Here is a 19,728-nt window from a genome sequence, read left to right on the forward strand (position 1 = left end):
CGCTCGTGGTCAGTCTCAACCCGCTGCACTACATCAACAAGTACAACCACATGTTCGGCGACACCCTGGCCAGTCAGCTGGAGTTCCTGGGGATCACGGATCCGGCGGTGGATCCGGACGGGGTGCGTGAGATCGCCAAGAAGTGGCGGGCTCTGGCCACCGGGCTGGAGGATGCCAGCGGCGACGCCGAGCGGGCGCTGGCGGGCCTGGTGTGGGAGGGCAAGACCGCCAAGGCCTTTCACAAGCGGGCGAAGGAGACCCGTAAGCACGCCACCGAAATGGCGCACTCCCTGCGAAAGGGCGCCAAGGCGCTGGACAAGTTCGCCGACCAGGCGCACGAGTTGATCTCCGAGATCGGCGTGATGCTTGAGGAGATCGAGGAGTTCGAGCTGGCGGGCCTGGCGCTGGACGTTCTCACCGGCGGGGCTTCCACCGTGGTGGCCACTCTGATGTCCACTGAACGCGCATTGAAGGTCGTTGCGCTGGTCGGCCGGATCGAGGAGGAGGGCACTGCCCTGGGCTCCGTGATCCGCGGGCTGCTGGAGGTCATCCGCGGCTTGGAACGGGCGCTGAAGGCGCTCAAGGACATCAAGGCAGTCGCGGCGGTCGGCAAGATGGCCAAGGAGGGCTTGGAGTTCTCCGCGTTCGCCACCGCCCTGGAGGATCCGGCGGCCTTTAAGGACCCCGGCAAGTTGGCCGGGATCCTGACCGAGGGCGCCGTGATGGGCGTCGGCTTCGGGGTGCTGGGCAAGGCCCTGGGCAAGGGGCTCAAGGCGCTCAAACCCAGTGAACTCGCCGAGCTCAGCAGGGCGTTGAAGATCGGCGGCTCCGACCTCTCGAAACTCAATCTGAGGCCCGGCGAGGTCGAGAAGCTTGAGGCCGGGATCGGCGCGGCGGAGAAGGAATGCAAGCTCGACCCGATCGATGTCGCCACGGGCGACATGCTGCTGCCTCAGACCGACGTGCAGTTGCCCGGCACAATGGCCCTCGTCCTGGAGCGCACGCACCTCTCGTCGTACCGGTGGGGCGGCTGGTTCGGCCCGTCCTGGGCCTCGACCCTCGACCAGCGCCTCCAGGCGGACGACGAGGGCTTCATCTACGCCGCGCCCGACGGTGCGCGTTTGGTCTTCCCGCTTCTCGCCCGAGACAGCGATGAGCCTGTCTACCCGGAGGCCGGCTCCCGTCTGGCCCTGGCCTGGGACACAACGGTCGACGGCGCGCTGCGCCTCACGGACCCGGATGCCGGGCTCGCCCATGTGTTCCACACTCCGCAGCCCACGGACAGTGGGGATGCCGTCGACCTGCCGCTGCAGTTCATCGAGGACCGCAACGGCCAGCGCATCACCATCCACTACGCCGACGACGGCACACCCGTCGAGGCTCACCACTCGGGTGGCTACCGCATCGCGATCGACCGCCACCCCGAGCTACCCCGCATCAGCGCCCTGCGGTTGCTCGACCCCGGTCGAGCGGAGGCCGACGGCACGACGCTCGTCTCCTACAGCTACGACGAGGCGGGCCACCTGGCCGAGCTTGTCAATTCCTCCGCTCTGCCCATGCGGTTCAGCTATGACGAGGCGGGCCGGATCACCTCTTGGACCGACCGTAACGACACTGCGTACACGTACACGTACGACGAGCGCGGCCGAGTGGTTCGTACCGAGGGCAGCGTCGGTTTCCTCTCAGGCACTCTCGCGTACGACGACGCTACCCGGACCACCACAGTCACCGACTCGCTCGGCCACAGCACGTTCTATGAGCACAATGAGTCGTTCCGCCTCATCTGCACCACTGATCCGCTCGGCCACACCACCCACCAGGAATGGGACTCCGAGCAGCGCCTGATCGCCTCCAGCGACGAACTGGGGAACGTCACCACATTCCGTTACGACGAGCACGGAAGGCGGACCGCGGTCGGCCACGCGGACGGACGTGACATCACAACCCAGTACAACCAGCTCGGCTTGGCGGAGACGCTGGCGGACCCCGATGGCATCGTGTGGCAGCAGACCTACGATGAGCGTGGCAACCGCACTGCGGTAACCGACCGCGCCCGGATGACCACCTACTTCGCCTGGAATAGTGCGGGCCATCTCACGTCGGTCACCGACGCGCTGGGACACACTACGACCGTACGGTGCAACCCGGCCGGACTGCCCGTCCAGATCACCGACCCACTCGGAAACGCCACCCGCTACGAACGTGACGCCTTCGGCCGTTCTATCGCCATCACCGATCCACTTGGCGCGACAACCCGCCTTGAATGGACGATTGAGGGCAGGCCGGCCCGCCGCTTCGCGGCTGACGGCACTGTCGAGTCCTGGGTCTACGACGGTGAGGGCAACTGCACCAGCCATACGGACGCGACGGGCGCCATATCGCGTTCCGAGTACACCCACTTCGATCTGCTGGCGGCCCAGACCGGTCCGGACGGCACGCGCCATGTCTACACCCATGACACGGAACGTCGCCTTGTCCAGGTCACCAACCCCCAGGGCATGAGCTGGAGTTACGAATATGATCCGGCAGGTCGCCTGACATCCGAGACAGACTTCGACGGCCGCACTCTGTTCTACACCCGTAACGCCGCAGGGCTTCTCACAGCTCGCACCAACGTCCTCGGCCAGACCACTCACTACGCGCACGACGCACTCGGTCGAGTGGTCCGCAAGGAGGCCGACGGCCAGGTCACCACGTACGAATACGAACCGAACGGCCGTCTGGTGCAGGCCATCAGTCCCAGCGTGACCCTGACCCGGCAGCACGACCAGGCGGGCAACGTGGTTTCCGAGGCGGTCAACGGGCGGACCACCACGTATGGATACGACGAACTCGGCCGTCGTGCGAGTCGCATCACCCCCACCGGAGCGATCAGCACCTTCACCTACGACATCGCAGACAACATTGCCGAACTGACCACCGCCGGGCGAACGGTCGGCTTCGAACGCGACGGCGTAGGACGAGAGCTCGTCCGCCGCATCGGCGCGACCGTGACTATAACCAGTGCCTTCGACACTCAGGGACGCCTCGTCCGCCAGTCCGCGGCCCGTCTCGGCGGCAAGCACATCCAGCGACGCAGCTACACCTACCGCGCCGACGGCAGTCTGATCGGCCTCGACGACGAACTCAACGGCACCAGCCGTTTCGACCTCGATGGGGCAGGTCGCGTCACCGCCGTCGAGGCGGCTAACTGGAGCGAGCGATACGCGTACGACGATGTCGGCAACCAGACCAACGCCTCGTGGCCTACGAGCCACCCAGGCCACGAGGCAACGGGACCCCGCTCCTACACCGGCACCCGTATCACCCGCGCTGGAAATGTCCGCTACGAATACGACGCGCTCGGCCGTATCACCCTCCGTCAGAAGATCCGCCTGTCCCGCGGACCGGACACCTGGCGCTACACCTGGGACGCCGAAGACCGCCTCAGCTCAGTAGCCACACCGGACGGGACCGTCTGGCGCTACCAGTACGACCCGCTAGGACGCCGCATTGCCAAGCAGCGGTTCGCGGAAGACGGCGAGAGCGTCGTCGAGCAGGTCGACTTCACCTGGGACAGCAGTACTCTCTGCGAGCAGACCACCACCTCCGCCGGGCAGCAGCACGGAGTCACCCTCACCTGGGACCACCAGGGCATGCAGCCGCTCGCCCAGACGGAACGCATCACAGTCGCGGACGCACCCCAGGAAGGGGTCGACTCCCGGTTCTTCGCGATCGTCACCGATCTCATCGGCACCCCAACCGAACTTTTGGACGAGAACGGCAGCATTGCCTGGCGTACCCGCAGAACCCTGTGGGGAACGACCGCCTGGGCAGCGAACAGCACCGCGTACACGCCGCTCCGCTTCCCAGGCCAGTACTACGATCCGGAAACCGGCCTCCACTACAACTACTTCCGCCATTACGACCCTGATACGGCTCGCTACGTCACCCCTGACCCTCTCGGCCTCGCTCCAGCACCGAATCCCACAACCTACGTCCATAACCCACTTACTTGGGTCGACTATCTCGGACTTGCGCCCGGCTGCGAAGACTTCTTCCCGATTTACCGGACCCCGAAAGTCAAGGACGCCGAATATGAAAAGCTCCACGGTCCCAACCCTGCCAACCATCAGCCCGGGGTGGACATAGGCGGAGGAGTGATCTCGGACGGTCTGATATATTTCGGTGAACGCGACGTGGCGGCCACCTATATGAGTCCCACGGGCAGAAATTTCGCAGACGGAATGGTCCGCTATGACATGCATCCCGACTTCCTCAAGGAATTTGCCAAGAGTCCATATATGAGGAGATATGACCTGCAGGGCCCCGGCGGGACACCTCGAATAGAGTTCGCAATTCCTGTCGACAAGCTGGCGCGGTTCAATGAATTGACCCTCAATAGGACTTGGGTTTCAATTCGAGGCAAGGGGTGAGGCAATGATCAGCAATGAGCAGGAGTTCGATGCCGTGGTCACAGGCGTCAGCATGGTCGGCGTCATGGTGGAGATCGACGGTGCGAAGGGTTTCATCGACCAGACGAAGCATCCCTCCTGGTGGTCGCCCGACGTGGAATCTCCTCAGGTCGGAGACGTGCTTCACGTGGTTGTCCTGGATGACTCCAGAACCCCGCCTCGCCTCAGTGCCCTCGAGGTCGACATAAAGATTGCGAGACGCGTCCGTGGCGAGGAGTCGTGACTCTCTCTCGCAGCGCGAGAACGCGCGCACAATTCATGAGTGGGTTGGGCAAGTACTATTGCTATGAGCGTTGAGACTTTCCTCGCGAATCCGGAGGTACTCCAATCGCTCTACGGACATCTCCCGGACCTGAGCGGCATCAGGATTCGCTCGATCAATCTGAACTGGCGCGGGCCCACGGTGACACTGCGGATCGATTTGCCGTCCTTTCCCGGTTCGCCACCGCAAGAGTGGATCGACGCGGGGATGGACACGGTGCAGTGTCAGTTCGAGTTTCTGGCAGTGGAGAGCATTTCCCTTACTGACTGGGCGCCGCCGGCCGTCGGCGGCATCGAGATGACCCCGTGGGGCAGGGAACGGCGTATGCGGGTGGGCTTCAGCGGCAGCGGCAGCGGCAGCGGCTGCGGGATGGCGCTGGGATTCGACTGCTACGAGTCAGTGAGCGTGCGTCATGTGAGCGCATTTGCAATCCAGGAGGACGGATCGGACAGCGGGCGGCGTCTTTTCGTCAGCAAGGTCGACGCCCGACGGCACGCTTCCCTTCCCGGGACCGATGAGAAGACGTTCTATGAGCGCTGACTGGCTGCAACTTCTCGCGTCCGCGGAATATTTAGGGGGACTGTACGACGGTGCCCCTCCTGCACATGATGTGTGCGATCTCTTCTACGTGCACATTGATGAGCGTGAAAACTCGGTGACTCTGGGGTTCGATACGAGGAGGCTCCCCTCGAATCCACCCGCAGAGTGGGTGGAAAAAGGCCTCAACGCCTTCGAGTTCTACCTCGTCTTCGCGGAAGTGGAGGGACTCCAAGTCACCGGGTGGGGCGCCGCTGAGGCCAAGGAGATCCACCTGGCCACCCATGGCGGAGCGTTCTTCGAGGTGGTGCTGGGGTCTGAGGGTTCCGGGATCGCGTTCCGGGCGGCCACGGCTCGGCTGGCAAAGTGGCGTGGCTACCTCGCCTCCGACAGTCCCTGATCCACCCGCAGGCACCCCCCCCGCCATCGCCGTCGGTACTTGGGCATGTTCGGGCAGGGGCAGGCTTGGCCGAAGCCCTCGGACCAACCCCTCGGACCAAGCCTGCTCATCGTCAAAGGAGCCGTGTTCACCCGCGCCCGCAACGCACCCCGCCCAGTCTCAGCCCGTCACATCCGCCAACACCCCCGCCCCCCGCCCCGGCGTCTCGTCCCACCGGCGGATGCGGGCCGCGGTGCGGGTCAGGCGGGAGTCGCCCGGGCGTACGGCGATGTAGAAGAGGGACTCGTCGGGCTTGGGGTCGTTGCCGCCCCAGCGGACTACGCCGTTGAGTTCGGCGAGGATGTCCTTGATCAGCAGCTGTTGCTGGGGGAAGAAGCCGCCCCGGGTGCCCGCCGGGTAGGAGCCGGGGCGGATCTGTACCGCCGTTCCGGAGGCCTGGTTGGATTCCGCCAAGCCCTTGCGGACTGTGCCTGGAGAGCGCCAGCCGATGACGTCGCCCTTGCGGAGGGCGTCGATCTCGTAGTGGAAGCGGCGGATGACGTGGACGAGGACGGTCTCGACGTCGCCCATGCGGACCGCGATGCCCGCGCTGCCCGTGAGCGGGGTGCCGGGGACGGGGCGGGTGAAGATGTTGCCGCCGTCGTCGGCGACGCGCTCCATCTCCCAGCCGTTGCGGGACGGCTTGCCCGTCATCACGCGTCTGGCGCGCGCCTCGGCCTTGCGGACGGCCTCACGCACCTTCGCGGAGAGCGGGTTCGTGCCGGGGAAGGGGCCGGGAACGGGGCCGGGACCGGAACCAGGGACCGAGCTCGGGTTCCTTCCCGCCGCGTACGCCGGGCTCGCCAGGAACTGCGACGCGGGGAGGGAGGCCGCTATCGCCGCGCCCGTGATCACCGCCGTGCGCGTGAGGACCGTACGGCGGGATACGGCGGTGGTCTCGGCGGGAGTGGAGTTCTGCGGGGTGTTCTGGCTGGTGTTCAACTGGCCTTCTCTTTCCTGAAGTTGTCTCTGGCGCGGAGCTCCGACGCGAAGGCCGCGAAGACTCCGAGAGCGACGGCGGTCAGGGCCAGGCCCAGGACTGCGGGGTTGACGTACTCCGGTACGGCGGCGGCGTACGAACCGGCGCCCCTGACATGGCAGTTCAGGTGCAGTGGGAGGTAGGAGACGTCGGAGCCGGTGATGTCGGCGGCGTGTGCCCGGCCCACCGCGGCGCGGCACGCCTCGGTCGTCATCGACTCGTCCTTGACGAGGTGGAGGGCGCCCCATACGTACATGGCGGCCGCCGCCGCGGCGGCCAGGCCCGCGAAGCCGCGGAGCACGGTTTCCTTCTTCGCGTGCCTGATCCCGTGCCGGGCGAGCGTGGTGAAGCCGAACACCGCGAACCCGCCGGCGACGGCCAGGCCGACGAGGCCGATCAGCAGGAGGGCGATGACATTGGGCTGGTCGTCACTCATGGGACTTCCTCATAGGGCTTCGGCTACAGGTTCCGGACGATGCCGTTGTACTTCTCGAAGATCTGGTACAACGCCATACGCTTGGTCGCGTGCTCCTCCGCTTCGGTTCCCCAGCCCTGGTAGCGGCGCAGGACCTGGAAGATCTCCGACTCGGTGTAGTCCAGGCGCATGGAGCGCAGCGTGGTCTCGCCGGCGGGCGGGTTGCTGCCGCCGGGCTTGCCCTCCGCGTCCCACAGGTGGATCAGGGACACGGTCTGGAGGGCGTACGCGTTGTCCTTGTTGACCTTCTGCCACATCGTCCAGATGTCGGCGTCCTTGGCGGGGTCGAGGATGGTGCCGGAGACGTACCCCTTGTTGATGCAGTGGTTCCAGGCGCGGATGCCGACCTCGCCGCTGATCTGCGCGATGCCCGTGGACGAGTCGCGCTTCGGGGTCATGCCGCCGCCGACGCCCGTGTGGTAGTAGACGACGGCGGCGTCCACGGCCTGGTCGATGATGTCGTAGTGGCGCATCTCCCAGTACGCGGACGTCTGGATCAGCGCCTTGCGCATGTTGTAGCGGTTGGACTGCGCGGTGACCACGTCGTCGTGGGCGAGGACGGTCTCGAAGCACTGGGTGTGGGTGAAGATGCGGTTGCCGCCGTCGTTCGGGAAGCCGATCGACTGCATGTACTTGCCGATGTCGTCGTGCAGCGCGTTCAGGTAGCCGCCCAGGAAGCGGACGTCCGGAAGGACACCGCGCGGCTTGTTGAACGAGCTCTCGCCGATGTCGCGGCCGGAGGCGATGTTGTTGTCGATCTCGACCTTCCCGTCGCCGGAGCCGACGGTGCGCGTGACGATCTGGTCGTAGGCCCAGTCGCCCGGCAGCGGGTAGCCGTAGTTCCCGGAGAAGCCGGAGGACATGTCGGAGACGAACGAGGCCGTGGAGTGGCCGGCCTCGGCGACCCGCGTACAGACGTTGCGCGGACCGTACACACCGACCTTGAACGGGTTCCCGGCGTCCGCCATCGAGTCCTCGATGCCCTTGAAGTGGGGCAGGACGTTCGACGTGACGTCGGCGTCGAGGGCGTCGAAGTCGACGGCGAAGAAGATACGGGCGCCCGGCTTGAACCCGTGGTCCAGCGCCGCGTTGGCGGCGGCGTAGCCGGCGGCCCGCCCGGCCGCGTAGGTGAAGCCGGAGGCGTCGCGGCCGAAGGTCTGGTAGATCGGGTAGCAGCGCAGGCCGCTGTCGGCGATCGTCTGGAGTTCGCCCGGCTGGATGGCCTTCTCGGGCAGTGAGGTCGTGCTCGGGTTGGTGAGATAGCGGCCGACGTACTTGACGCCGTCCGCCTTCAGGGCCGCCGCGCGCGCCGGGGTGATCTTCGTGACGCCGTCGCACGCCTCGCCCTTGCGGTCCTGGTCGCCGTACGAGACGAGGAGCGAGGCCCAGGTCTGGAAGTCGCCGCTGCCGTTCGCCGGGAGCTTGGCGAACGACTGGAACGTCCTGACCGCGTCGGCCAGGGAGGCGGTGAAACTGGAGGAGAAGGAGACCGGCCGCAGGTTGAGGATCATCGCCGCGGAGAAGAGGGAGACCCATGTGCCCGACGAACCGGTCGAGACGGTGTGCGACTTGAGGCCGGACTTCGTGCCGGGACCGAAGACGCCGTTCGCCGTGCCGTCGGCCATGCCCAGCTCGTACTGGATGGCGTACAGCATGGACTTGGACACGTCACGGGAGTTGTGGCCGTCGCACGGGATGATGAAGAAGTCCGCGCGGTTGACGTAACGGCCGTTCAGCCAGCGCTGCACACTGCGGATGCCGTCGGAACCGGAGTTGACGGTCACATAGGCGTCCATGTTCAGCAGGCCCTTGAAGACCTTGGGTATCAGGTCGCCGCCGGGGAACAGGCCGTCCACGCCCATGTCCGTCTTCAGCTTCGCCACCGAGGACTCGACGCGGGAGTTGTACTTCCCGTCGATGTCACCGCCGTCGTAGCCCTTGCAGTACAGGGCGGACTGGATGATGCGGGCGAAGTTCGCCGAGGGGGTCGTCGAGGCGTTCAGCTTCGGGAACTTCGAGGCGAGCGTCGACAGGGTGGTGGGGCCGAACGTGTCCGACAGCGTCGGGACACCGAGTTCGTACTGGAGCGCGCGGGTCAGCGCGTACATCGTCGGCCAGCCGGTCTGGCCGTTCTCGTCCAGCGCGGGGATGCCGAGCATGTTGGGGTAGGTGCGGTTGACGAACTGCTGAGCTCTCCGGACCATCTCGTCGGCCATGGGGCGCGGGTTCTCCTTCGGCTTCGGCTTCGGCTTCGGGTGTCGCGTACGGCGAGGCAGGGCATGGCAGGGCAATGCAATGCAGGACAGCGCGCGGCGGCGCTCCGGACACGTGGGCGTTCCGGTCCGCTGAGAAGGTGTTGCGGCGGGAGTGGTAAGACGGCCGATCAGACGCGTGCGGCGCGTGGGGCACGTACGGCGCGTGGGGCACGTACGACGTGTACGGCGCGTGAGGCTCGTACAACAGGTGAGGCACACGTGACGTGTGCGGTGCGTGAGGCGCGATCCCCCGTGAACATGGTTCCCCCAGGTGTTGGTCAGCGCGTCCTGGAGGCCTGGTCAGGGCCGCCCGGCACGGCGATCACCATAGGCATGCGGGCGGAGCGCCGGGCAAGAGCGCTGCGGGGCGTGGCCGGATCGCGACGGCGGGGACGCGAGGCCGTCCGAGAGGCGGGGCGGGAGAGTGGATGCGCCCGGGATCTGTGCGTTTGCTGTGAACCGGAGGGGTGATGGTGGTCTCGTCCAACGCCTCGTCCCCCGCAGGGAATTGGCTTGGTCCCGCCGTTCCCGTCAAGGCTGGGTCAAGGCCCGGTAAACCAGGTTGCCCTTCCGTTCTGCGGAGGCGAGGGCGCGTGAAAGGCTGGTTCCGTTGCGTAAGTGAACGGGTGGGTCCGGTGGGTCCGGTTGGCCCGGTGGGGAGTTGGGGGCTGCATGAGTAAGCGGCAGATCCGGAAGATGTTCCAGTTGATGGCCGCGGGGGAGGCGGTCCAGCTGACGAGCCCCATGGCCTCGGTGAAGAAACTGGCCCGACTCGCCTTCATCGCCCAGCAGTTCGGGTACGAGTACGCGGACGTACGGCAGGGCAGCGGGCGCAACAACGCGCTCACGATGCTCATCGTGCCCGACCCCAGTCCGCAGGCGCAGACGCGGGCCGCGCAGAACTGGGCGCAGTATCCGAAGGCCGGCGACGGAGAGTCGTTGCCGCCCGTCGTCCCCGACGCGCTGGAGCTGCTCAAGGCCCGCATCAACTTCGACCTGACCGGCAAGAACGCCGAGAAGCGGATGGGATACGGGGCGGTCGGCTTCACCGTCGCGTGCGTGATCCTCGCGGTCCGGACCGGCGGGGATACCATCGCCTTCACTGTGGCGGGCATCGTGTGGGCGGTGCTGATGGCCGTCCTCGGCATCGGCTTCGTCGTCACCCGCAAGCGCAACGCCAAGTTCGCGGCCCGCTTGCAGGCCGCCGGGTTCGCGCCCCTGACGGAGGAGGGCGGGCGGGTGCGGTATCTGCCGCCGACGGCTTACGCGGCGCAGGCGGCGGGCCCCTACACGTCGTACGCTCCGCAGAACCCCGGTCCATACGCTCCGCAGACCCCCGGCCCGTATGGTCAGCAGGTCCCCGGTCCTTACGCGGCGCAGGCCCCCGCTCCGTACGGTCAGCAGGCCCCCGGTCCTTACACCCCGCAGACCCCCGCTCCGTACGGTCAGCAGGTCCCCGGTCCTTACGCTCCGCAGGCGCCCGGTCCTTACACTCCGCAGGCCCCCGGCCCGTACGGTCAGCAGCAGCCCGGCACGCCGTACCCCGGCCAGCAGGTTCCCGGGCAGCAGACCCCGGGTCAGCAGACCCCGGGGCAGCAGACCCCCGGCCCCTACACCGCCCCGCCCGGCGCCGTACCCCCGCAGCCCCACCCCTACGGCGGTCAGCCCCAGCCCCCCACCGGGCAGCCCCCGCAGCAGTGAGCCGCCGCGCCCTCACCGTCGCCCCCGCCGCCGAGTGAGAGCAACGTTCCCTTCCGGTCACCCACAGCCACAGGGCCGAAACGCGTCCTCCCTACCTTCGGTTGTCATCCCCAGGAAAGACACGCGCACCGCACCGGAGCCCCGTGGAGGCGTCATGACAGCCCCTAGTACAGCCCCCGCACCAAGCAGGGGAGGCCGTTGGATCGAGGAGTGGGATCCCGAGGACGAGGCCTTCTGGCAGGAGAAGGGGGAGAAGGTCGCCCGGCGGAATCTGCTCTTCTCCGTACTCTCCGAGCACATCGGGTTCTCGATCTGGACCATGTGGTCGGTGATGGTCCTGTTCATGGGGCCCGAGTACGGGCTCACCCCGGCCGACAAGTTCCTGCTCACGTCCATGGTGACGCTCGTCGGAGCGGTCGTGCGGGTGCCCTACACCTTCGCTGTCGCGATCTTCGGCGGCCGGAACTGGACCATCGTGTCGGCGGCCCTGCTGCTCGTGCCGAGCGTCGCCGCGTTCGTGGTGATGGAGCCGGGCACCTCGTTCAACACCTTCCTGGTCGTCGGTCTGCTGGCCGGCATCGGCGGTGGCAACTTCGCCTCCTCCATGACCAACATCAACGCCTTCTTCCCGCTCAAGAAGAAGGGCTGGGCGCTTGGCCTCAACGCGGGCGGCGGCAACATCGGCGTACCCGTCATCCAGCTCGTGGCGCTCGCCATCATCGGGGCGAGCGGCGGGCCGCGGGTGCTGCTCGGGATCTACATCCCGCTCATCCTGGTGGCCGCCGTGCTCGCCGCCCTCTTCATGGACAACATCTCCTCCGTGAAGAACGACACCGGTGCCGCCAAGGACGCGGCGAAGGACGCGCACACCTGGATCATGTCCTTCCTCTACATCGGGACGTTCGGCTCCTTCATCGGCTACGCCTTCGCCTTCGGGCAGGTCCTTCAGGTGCAGTTCGGGCGTACGCCGCTGCAGTCCGCCTACCTCACCTTCATCGGCCCGCTGCTCGGCTCGCTGATCCGGCCCGTCGGCGGCTGGCTCGCCGACCGGTACGGCGGCGCCAGGATCACGCTCTGGAACTTCGTCGCCATGGCCGCGGCGACCGGTGTCCTGGTCGAAGCCAGCATGCAGAAGTCGCTGCCGCTGTTCGTCAGCGTGTTCGTGGTGCTCTTCGTGCTCAGCGGGCTCGGCAATGGATCGACGTACAAGATGATCCCCGGGATCTTCCAGGCGAAGGCCGTCGCCAAGGGGCTGAGCGGCGAGGAAGCGGCCTCGTACGGGCGCCGGCTCTCCGGTGCCTCCATGGGGCTCATCGGCGCGGTGGGCGCGCTCGGCGGCGTGGGTATCAACCTCGCCTTCCGGCAGTCGTTCCTCAGCTCCGGCTCCGGCACCGGCGCGTTCGTCACCTTCCTCGCCTTCTATGCGGCCTGCTTCGTGGTCACCTGGGCCGTATACCTTCGCCGCCCGGCCGCCGCCGAGGCCCCGGCCACGGCCTCCACCGAGACGAAGGCCCAGCTCAGCTACGCCGAAGTGTGACGTAACACGAGCGACATATGACTGAACCGAGCCTGTCACGGTGCGTTGACAGGCTCGGCTCGGCCATGAGCGAGCGCCCAAGAGCGCCGGGCCACAGCAACTGGGACAGCCGACCAGCAGCATCTGGGACAGCAGCACCGCACCACCCCCCGCACGACGACTCGACGAGCGCGAGACGAGAGCCATGTACGACGAACAGCAGCGAGCGCAGAACGGTCCCCTGGCCGGATTCACCGTGGGCGTGACCGCCGCGCGCCGGGCCGACGAGCTCGGGGCGCTGCTCCAGCGGCGCGGCGCCTCCGTCGTGCACGCGCCGGCCCTGCGCATCGTGCCGCTCGCCGACGACAGCGAACTGCTCACCGCCACCAAGGAACTGATCGACCACGCGCCGGACGTGGTGGTGGCGACCACCGCCATCGGCTTCCGGGGCTGGGTCGAGGCCGCCGACGGCTGGGGGCTCGGCGAGGAACTGCTCGCCCGGCTGCGTGGGGTCGAACTGCTCGCCCGCGGGCCCAAGGTCAAGGGCGCCATACGGGCCCAGGGGCTGACCGAGGAGTGGTCGCCGTCCTCCGAGTCCATGGCCGAGGTGCTCGACCGGCTGCTCGACGAGGGCGTCGAGGGGCGCCGTATCGCCATCCAGCTGCACGGCGAGCCGCTGCCCGGGTTCGTGGAGTCGCTGCGGGCCGCGGGAGCCGAGGTCGTCGGGGTCCCCGTGTACCGGTGGATGCCGCCGGAGGACATCGGTCCCGTCGACCGGCTGCTGGACGCGGCCGTCACCCGCGGCCTGGACGCGCTCACCTTCACCAGCGCGCCCGCCGCCGCCTCCCTGCTGTCCAGGGCGGAGGACCGCGGACTGCTCCCGGAACTCCTCGCCGCCCTGCACCACGACGTACTGCCCGCCTGTGTCGGCCCGGTCACCGCGCTGCCGTTGCAGGCCCGGGGCATCGACACCGTCCAGCCCGAACGCTTCCGGCTCGGCCCCCTCGTACAGCTGCTGTGTCAGGAACTGCCGGGGCGGGCGCGGGCGTTGCCCATCGCCGGGCACCGGGTGGAGATCCGCGGGCATGCCGTGATGGTGGACGGGGCGCTGCGGCCCGTACCGCCTGCCGGGATGTCGCTGCTGCGGGCCCTGTCGCGGCGGCCCGGCTGGGTGGTGGCCCGCGCCGAGCTGCTGCGCGCGCTGCCCGGCGCCGGGCGGGACGAGCACGCCGTCGAGACGGCGATGGCCAGGCTGCGTACGGCACTTGGCGCGCCCAAGCTCATCCAGACCGTCGTCAAGCGCGGCTACCGGCTGGCGCTCGACCCGGCCGCGGACTCCAAGTACGCGGACGTGTAGGACCGTCGGTACAGGAGCAGGGCCCGGGCGAGGCACGCCAGCGCGAGCGTCGACAGCAGGGCCCGTACGACGTTCCACGCCACCCAGGTGTCCTCGAACCTCGCGCGTACGGCGGCCGGGTCGGCGATCTTCGCCGGGTCGCCGGCGTTCGCGAGGTCGTTGTTGAGCGGGATGTTCACGGCGACGGTGAAGAGGAAGACGAGGGCGTACGCGGCGAGGGCGGCGTACACCCACCACCGGAGTGCGCCGGAACCGCGCAACTGCCAGGCGGAGAGAGCCGTCAGGACCAGTGCGCCCATGAAGCTCAGGAAGAACACCGGGTTCTGGATCACGTCGTTGATGTTCTGCATGACCTCGATGAAGACGCGGTCGTCGCTGCGGGCCAGCGATGGCATGACGTCGCAGGCGAATATGTAGAAGACCCCGGCGATCAGGCCCATCGCGACCGTGGCCGCGCCCAGTACACCTCCGGCGGTCGTACGCCGCCCCGTGCTGTTGTCTGTCATGTCCCTCAGTCAACCGACGCCGTGGCACGGCTGACATGGCTGAGACGCGCGGCCGCATACGCACGCGTCCAGCAGATGAGCGGTACTGAGTCTTCCGGCCGCGCGTGCGGGCATGCACTGTAGGGAGTACGACAGCGGGTAACCCCAAGGCGGTGACAGGCACATGGCATCGGGCATGGCCACGGCCTCGTACGAGCTGCGGTTCGACTCCGGGCGGATCTGCCTGGACCTGACCGCGACCACCCACCCCGAGGAACGGCTCGACACGGCCGTCCGGCTGCGCGCCTGGATCGCCGCGTCCGGACTCGTGCCCCCGGGCACGGCCCTCGACGCGGACGCCTCCTGGCTCATGGGCTTCCGGGAACTGCGCGGGCACATCGCGCAGTTGGTACGCGGCGAACTCGACGCACGGCCCGCCGACGCGGCGCTCGCCCGCGTCAACGCGGTCGCGCTGGGCACCCCGCCCGCCCCCTGGGCCGTACGCGCGGACGACGGTTCGCTGCATCGCCGGCTGCGCACCCCGCCCGGCTGCGCCGAACTGCTCTGCGTCGTCGCCCGGGACGCCCTCGAACTGCTCACCGATCCGGTGGCGCGGGCGAGTTTGAGGCAGTGCGAGGGGGACAACTGTCCGATCGTCTATCTCGACACATCCCGGGGCCGTCGCCGACGATGGTGTTCCAGTGAGGTGTGCGGCAACCGGGAGCGAGTGGCCCGGCACCGGCGCCGGGCGGCCCTCGCACGCGCCTGACCACACCCGTATGTGATCTTCCAGTAACCCGAGGTGATCAATACACAGCCTTCGCGCCGTCTTCACAACTCCAACAAGAAATATCTGTGAGCTCTTTGAACACGCGCACGCCCAGGCACGTACCCCGGGATGAGCGACCGACTGGGGGAACCCCCGGACACCGGAGGTAGGCGTGCGTAAGGATTCCGCCGTGGCTGATGAACGAAGGCCAAGGGCCCGACATCGCATGTCCCAGCAGTCCTCGTCGACCGAACCCGACGAGGAGCTGATGCGTGCCCTGTACAGGGAACACGCGGGGCCGTTGCTCGCGTACGTCCTGCGGCTGGTCGCGGGGGACCGGCAGCGCGCCGAGGATGTCGTGCAGGAGACGCTCATCCGTGCCTGGAAGAACGCCGGTCAGCTCAATCGTGCGACCGGTTCGGTACGACCCTGGCTGGTGACGGTCGCCCGGCGCATCGTCATCGACGGCCACCGCAGCCGGCAGGCCCGGCCGCAGGAGGTGGATCCGTCACCGCTGGAGGTCATCCCCGCGGAGGACGAGATCGATAAGGCGTTGTGGCTGATGACACTGTCGGACGCGCTGGACGACCTGACCCCTGCTCACAGGGAAGTCCTGGTCGAAACATACTTTAAAGGGCGTACGGTCAATGAGGCGGCCGAGACGCTCGGCATACCCAGCGGCACCGTGCGCTCACGGGTGTTCTACGCCCTGCGTTCGATGAAGCTGGCGCTGGAGGAGCGGGGGGTGACGGCATGAACACGTACGGGGGTTACGGAACGGGTGGTCCAGGAGCCATGCAGGGTCCACGGGGACAGCAAAACCCCGGAGACATCCACGAGACCGTCGGCGCCTACGCCCTCGGGATTCTCGACGACGCCGAAGCAACCGCTTTCGAGGCGCATCTGGCGACCTGCGAATGGTGCGCCCAGCAGCTCGACGAGCTCGCCGGGATGGAGCCGATGCTCGCCGCGCTCGCGGATCTGCCCGCCGCGCAGGGCACGCCGGCCATCGGCGAGTCGCTGGCCGCACGCCCGAGCCCACGGCTCGCGGAGCGGCTCGTCGACGAGGTGTCGGAGCGGCGCGCCGTCAAGCGCCGGCGCGGGATGTACCTGGTGGCGGCCGCGGCCGCGCTGATCATCGGCGGACCGCTGACGGTGATGGCGGTCAACGGTGGCAGCGACAGCAGTACGTCGCCGCCCGTGGCGATGGCCACCAGCCCGGCCAAGGCGGCCTTCGACGTCATGACGGACAAGAAGTCGGCCACCGACCCGAGCACCAAGGTCAACGCCGTCGTCGCCGTGGAGAAGAAGGACTGGGGCACCCACGCCGTCCTCCAGCTCAAGAACGTCAAGGGCCCGCTCAAGTGCTCCCTGATCGCCGTCGGCAAGAACGGCGAGCGCGAGACGGTGACCTCCTGGGCCGTCCCGAAGTGGGGTTACGGCATTGCGAACGCCAAGACCGAAGAGGCGAAATCCCCGCTCTACGTACACGGCGGCGCGGCCTTCTCGCCCAACCAGATCGACCACTTCGAGGTCATGACGTTCGACGGGAAGCGGCTCGTGGAGGTGAACGCGTGAGCGAACCCGGAGCGCGCGCGTAGATTACGGAGCCCCCTTCGCGTACGGTTGACGGCTGCCCAGCACGTCAGAAGGGGGCCCGGTGGCCGCTCAGGCTCAGCAGGAAACCGCGCTCGGCTCGGTCCATGGATCCGTAACGGTCGACTCCGTCAAGGACGACTCCGTACGGGACCGGGAGATCAGCGTCGAACAGGAACATCTGGACCGGGTGTACCGGCGCCTCGAGGAGAAGATCCACGAGGCGGAGTTCCTGATGAACGACGCCGCCAAGCGCGGTCAGGTCGGTACTCCGGGGGCGCTCGCGGAGCGGGACGCCCAGGTGTTCCGCGCGGGAATTCACCTCAACCGCCTCAACAACGAGTTCGAGGACTTCCTCTTCGGCCGTATCGACCTGCTCCTCGGGAAGGACGGCAAGAAGGGTCCGGACGGCGCCTACACGGCGGTCGAACCGGCTGAGGGTGCCGTCCGCGAGGACAACACCGCGGAGATCGCGGAGACGCTCCACATCGGCAGGATCGGCGTCCTCGACACGGACTACGCCCCGCTGGTGATCGACTGGAGGGCGCCCGCCGCGGCCCCCTTCTACCGCTCGACGCCGGTCGACCCCGGCCGTGTCGTACGCCGTCGGGTCATCCGCTCCAAGGGCCGCAAGGTCCTCGGCGTCGAGGACGACCTGATGCGCCCGGAGCTGAAGGCCACCCTCGACGGCCGCGAACTCCCCGTGATCGGCGACGGCGCGCTGATGGCCGCGCTCGGCCAGGCCCGCAGCCACACCATGCGCGACATCGTGTCGTCCATCCAGGCCGAGCAGGACCTGGTGATCCGCGCCCCCGCCGCCTCGGTGGCGTACGTCGAGGGCGGCCCGGGCACGGGCAAGACGGCGGTGGCCCTGCACCGGGCCGCGTACCTCCTCTACCAGGACCGCCGGCGCTACTCGGGCGGCATCCTGATCGTCTCCCCGACCCCGCTCCTCGTCGCCTACACCGAGGGCGTCCTCCCCTCCCTCGGCGAGGAGGGCCAGGTCGCCATCCGCGCCATCGGCTCGCTCGTCGACGGCGCGGAGGCCACCCTGTACGACGCTCCGGCCGTGGCCCGCGCCAAGGGCTCGTACCGGATGCTGAAGGTGCTGCGGCACGCGGCCCGCGGCATCCTCGAACCGGCGCCGAACCCCCGGTCCTCGCGCTCCGCGCGGAACGGCGGCGCCGGGCAGCGCGGCTCGGGCGGCGACGCCGGGCAGCTCGCCTTCGGTGACGACGCCGAGCCGCAGGGCCCGGCGGCGGTGCCCACCCGGCTCCGTGTCGTCGCGTTCGGGCGCCGTCTCGAACTGGAGGCCGCGGAGCTGGACCGGATCCGACGCAACGCGCTGAGCGGGACCGCACCCGTCAACCTGCTGCGGCCGCGCGCCCGCAAGCTGCTGCTCGACGCGCTGTGGGCGCAGTCGGGCGCCGGGACGCGGCACTCGGACCCGGAGCTGGCCGCCGAGCTGCGGTCGTCGTTCGACGAGGACATCACGTCGGAGGACAGCTTCATCACGTTCCTGGACGCCTGGTGGCCGGAGCTGACCCCGCGGGGCGTGCTGGCCGCCATGGCGGACGAGCGGCGGCTCGGGCGCTGGGCGCGGCGGATCCTCAACCCTGGCGAGGTCCGGCGGGTGGCGCGCTCGCTCAAGCGGGACGGGCTCTCCGTGCACGACGTGGCGATGCTCGACGAGCTGAACGCCATCCTCGGCACCCCCGCCCGGCCCAGGAAGCGGCGCGAGCTGGACCCGCTGGACCAGCTCACCGGCCTCGAAGAGCTCATGCCCACCCGCGAGGAGACGCAGTGGGAGCGCGCCGAGCGGCTGGCGCAGGAGCGGACCGAGTACGCGCACGTCATCGTCGACGAGGCGCAGGACCTCACGCCGATGCAGTGGCGCATGGTCGGGCGGCGCGGCCGGCACGCCACGTGGACGGTCGTGGGCGACCCGGCGCAGTCCTCGTGGTCCGACCCGGACGAGGCCGCCGAGGCCCGCGACGAGGCCCTGGGGACCCGTCCCCGGCGCCGCTTCACCCTCACCGTCAACTACCGCAACCCCGCGGAGATCGCCGAGCTGGCCGCCAAGGTCCTCGCGCTCGCCATGCCGGGCTCGACGTCCCCGTCGGCCGTACGGTCCACGGGTGTCGAGCCCCGCTTCGCTGTCGTACGGGACTCCCTCGCGCAGACCGTGCGCGCCGAGGCGGCCCACCTGCTCGACCGCGTGGACGGCACCGTGGGCGTCGTCGTCGCCATGAACCGGCGCGAGGAGGCCGCCCGCTGGCTCGACGGGCTCGGTGACCGTGTGGTGGCGCTCGGCAGCCTGGAGGCGAAGGGGCTGGAATACGACGCCACGGTCGTCGTCTCGCCCGCCGAGATCGCCGACGAGTCGCCCGCGGGGCTGCGTGTGCTGTACGTCGCCCTCACCCGGGCCACTCAGCAGCTGACCGTCATCTCCAGCGACCGTGACGAACCCGATGCGAACGGGGTGCCAGATCTGCTCCGGGACTGATGCGCGACCCGGTCTCCCGCCCACCCGTCCGGCTCACCTCTCGCAAAAGAACTCTCGGGGCGGGAATTGCCTTGCGGGGATCGTTTGTTACCGTTGACGTGACACCGGCCCGATCCAAGCCCCCGGGCCCAACCTTCGTCGCTACGAGCGACCACTTGCCGCGAGGCGAGCATGGCGGGTCGGTGTCATTGAACGTTGTCCTTGAAGATGAGGACGCAGAAGAGGCCCACGTCACCCCGTGACGTGGGCCTCTTTCGTTGCCTGATCGTTTCTCGTATGGTGGAAGTTGTTTTCCGAAAGTCTCGTCCTTAGCTGCGAACAAAACGTTCGCAATCCGGGGCGGCTACCGCGTACTCGACGGTAGGTGCGACGATCGGACGGCATACCAGCGACACGG

General features: G+C 68.3%; 15 protein-coding genes. 11 read left to right on the forward strand and 4 right to left on the reverse strand.

From position 1 onward, the window contains the following. Positions 1–5: 5 nt before the first annotated feature. From OIC96_RS29540 to OIC96_RS29555, 4 genes are all read left to right on the forward strand, one after another. Positions 6–4,415, forward strand: coding sequence for a DUF6531 domain-containing protein (locus OIC96_RS29540; protein WP_330304943.1), 4,410 nt, complete (start codon positions 6–8; stop codon positions 4,413–4,415). 4 nt (positions 4,416–4,419) lie between these two features. Next, positions 4,420–4,677 carry a hypothetical protein gene (locus OIC96_RS29545; RefSeq protein WP_330304942.1) on the forward strand — a complete coding sequence of 86 codons (258 nt, stop codon included), beginning with the start codon at positions 4,420–4,422 and terminating at the stop codon, positions 4,675–4,677. A 63-nt stretch (positions 4,678–4,740) separates the two neighbouring features. After that, entirely contained in the window at positions 4,741–5,256 is a 516-nt protein-coding gene (locus tag OIC96_RS29550) for an Imm50 family immunity protein (protein ID WP_330304941.1), read from the forward strand. Then, positions 5,246–5,653, forward strand: a complete 408-nt coding sequence (locus OIC96_RS29555) for an Imm50 family immunity protein (protein ID WP_330304940.1) — start codon at positions 5,246–5,248, stop codon at positions 5,651–5,653. Before OIC96_RS29550 ends, OIC96_RS29555 begins: the two co-directional genes overlap by 11 nt. A 159-nt stretch (positions 5,654–5,812) precedes the next feature. Here the strand turns inward: OIC96_RS29555 and OIC96_RS29560 are convergent, their stop codons facing one another. From OIC96_RS29560 to OIC96_RS29570, 3 genes are read right to left on the reverse strand one after another with little or no spacing between them, the layout of a single operon-like run. After that, positions 5,813–6,634 carry a hypothetical protein gene (locus OIC96_RS29560; RefSeq protein WP_330304939.1) on the reverse strand — a complete coding sequence of 274 codons (822 nt, stop codon included), beginning with the start codon at positions 6,632–6,634 and terminating at the stop codon, positions 5,813–5,815. Further along, on the reverse strand, positions 6,631–7,107 hold the full coding sequence (locus tag OIC96_RS29565) for a hypothetical protein (protein ID WP_330304938.1): 477 nt from the start codon (positions 7,105–7,107) through the stop codon (positions 6,631–6,633). The genes OIC96_RS29560 and OIC96_RS29565 overlap by 4 nt, the downstream gene beginning before the upstream one ends. Positions 7,108–7,130: 23 nt before the next feature. Further along, positions 7,131–9,362, reverse strand: coding sequence for a glycoside hydrolase domain-containing protein (locus OIC96_RS29570; protein ID WP_330304937.1), 2,232 nt, complete (start codon positions 9,360–9,362; stop codon positions 7,131–7,133). 711 nt (positions 9,363–10,073) lie between these two features. Between OIC96_RS29570 and OIC96_RS29575 the strand changes: the two genes are divergently transcribed. The 3 genes from OIC96_RS29575 to OIC96_RS29585 all read left to right on the forward strand — a co-directional run bounded on the left by OIC96_RS29575 (position 10,074) and on the right by OIC96_RS29585 (position 13,975). Next, positions 10,074–11,102 (forward strand): hypothetical protein, encoded by a 1,029-nt coding sequence (locus OIC96_RS29575; protein WP_330304936.1) that lies wholly within the window; start codon positions 10,074–10,076, stop codon positions 11,100–11,102. Positions 11,103–11,256: 154 nt separating this feature from the next. Continuing rightward, positions 11,257–12,639 carry a nitrate/nitrite transporter gene (locus tag OIC96_RS29580; protein ID WP_330304935.1) on the forward strand — a complete coding sequence of 461 codons (1,383 nt, stop codon included), beginning with the start codon at positions 11,257–11,259 and terminating at the stop codon, positions 12,637–12,639. A gap of 184 nt (positions 12,640–12,823) precedes the next feature. Continuing rightward, complete coding sequence (locus tag OIC96_RS29585) at positions 12,824–13,975, forward strand: uroporphyrinogen-III synthase (protein WP_330304934.1); 1,152 nt, start codon at positions 12,824–12,826, stop codon at positions 13,973–13,975. Here the strand turns inward: OIC96_RS29585 and OIC96_RS29590 are convergent. Beyond that, positions 13,924–14,481: an anthrone oxygenase family protein gene (locus OIC96_RS29590; protein WP_330304933.1), complete on the reverse strand. Its 558-nt coding sequence runs from the start codon at positions 14,479–14,481 to the stop codon at positions 13,924–13,926. The two genes, OIC96_RS29585 and OIC96_RS29590, sit on opposite strands and share 52 nt — an antisense overlap. Before the next feature lie 163 nt (positions 14,482–14,644). Between OIC96_RS29590 and OIC96_RS29595 the strand changes: the two genes are divergently transcribed. The 4 genes from OIC96_RS29595 (at position 14,645) to OIC96_RS29610 (ending at position 19,331) form a co-directional block, all read left to right on the forward strand. Continuing rightward, the gene (locus OIC96_RS29595) at positions 14,645–15,229 is read left to right on the forward strand and encodes a CGNR zinc finger domain-containing protein (protein ID WP_330304932.1); all 585 of its coding nucleotides are present in this window, start codon (positions 14,645–14,647) and stop codon (positions 15,227–15,229) included. Between the two features lie 226 nt (positions 15,230–15,455). Beyond that, entirely contained in the window at positions 15,456–15,986 is a 531-nt protein-coding gene (locus OIC96_RS29600) for a sigma-70 family RNA polymerase sigma factor (protein WP_037619265.1), read from the forward strand. Positions 15,987–16,024: 38 nt separating this feature from the next. Beyond that, positions 16,025–16,807 (forward strand): zf-HC2 domain-containing protein, encoded by a 783-nt coding sequence (locus OIC96_RS29605; protein ID WP_330304931.1) that lies wholly within the window; start codon positions 16,025–16,027, stop codon positions 16,805–16,807. Positions 16,808–16,889: 82 nt separating this feature from the next. Further along, positions 16,890–19,331 (forward strand): HelD family protein, encoded by a 2,442-nt coding sequence (locus tag OIC96_RS29610; protein ID WP_330304930.1) that lies wholly within the window; start codon positions 16,890–16,892, stop codon positions 19,329–19,331. Positions 19,332–19,728: the final 397 nt, after the last annotated feature.

The organism is Streptomyces sp. NBC_00775 (genome assembly GCF_036347135.1).
Lineage (GTDB): Bacteria > Actinomycetota > Actinomycetes > Streptomycetales > Streptomycetaceae > Streptomyces > Streptomyces lutosisoli.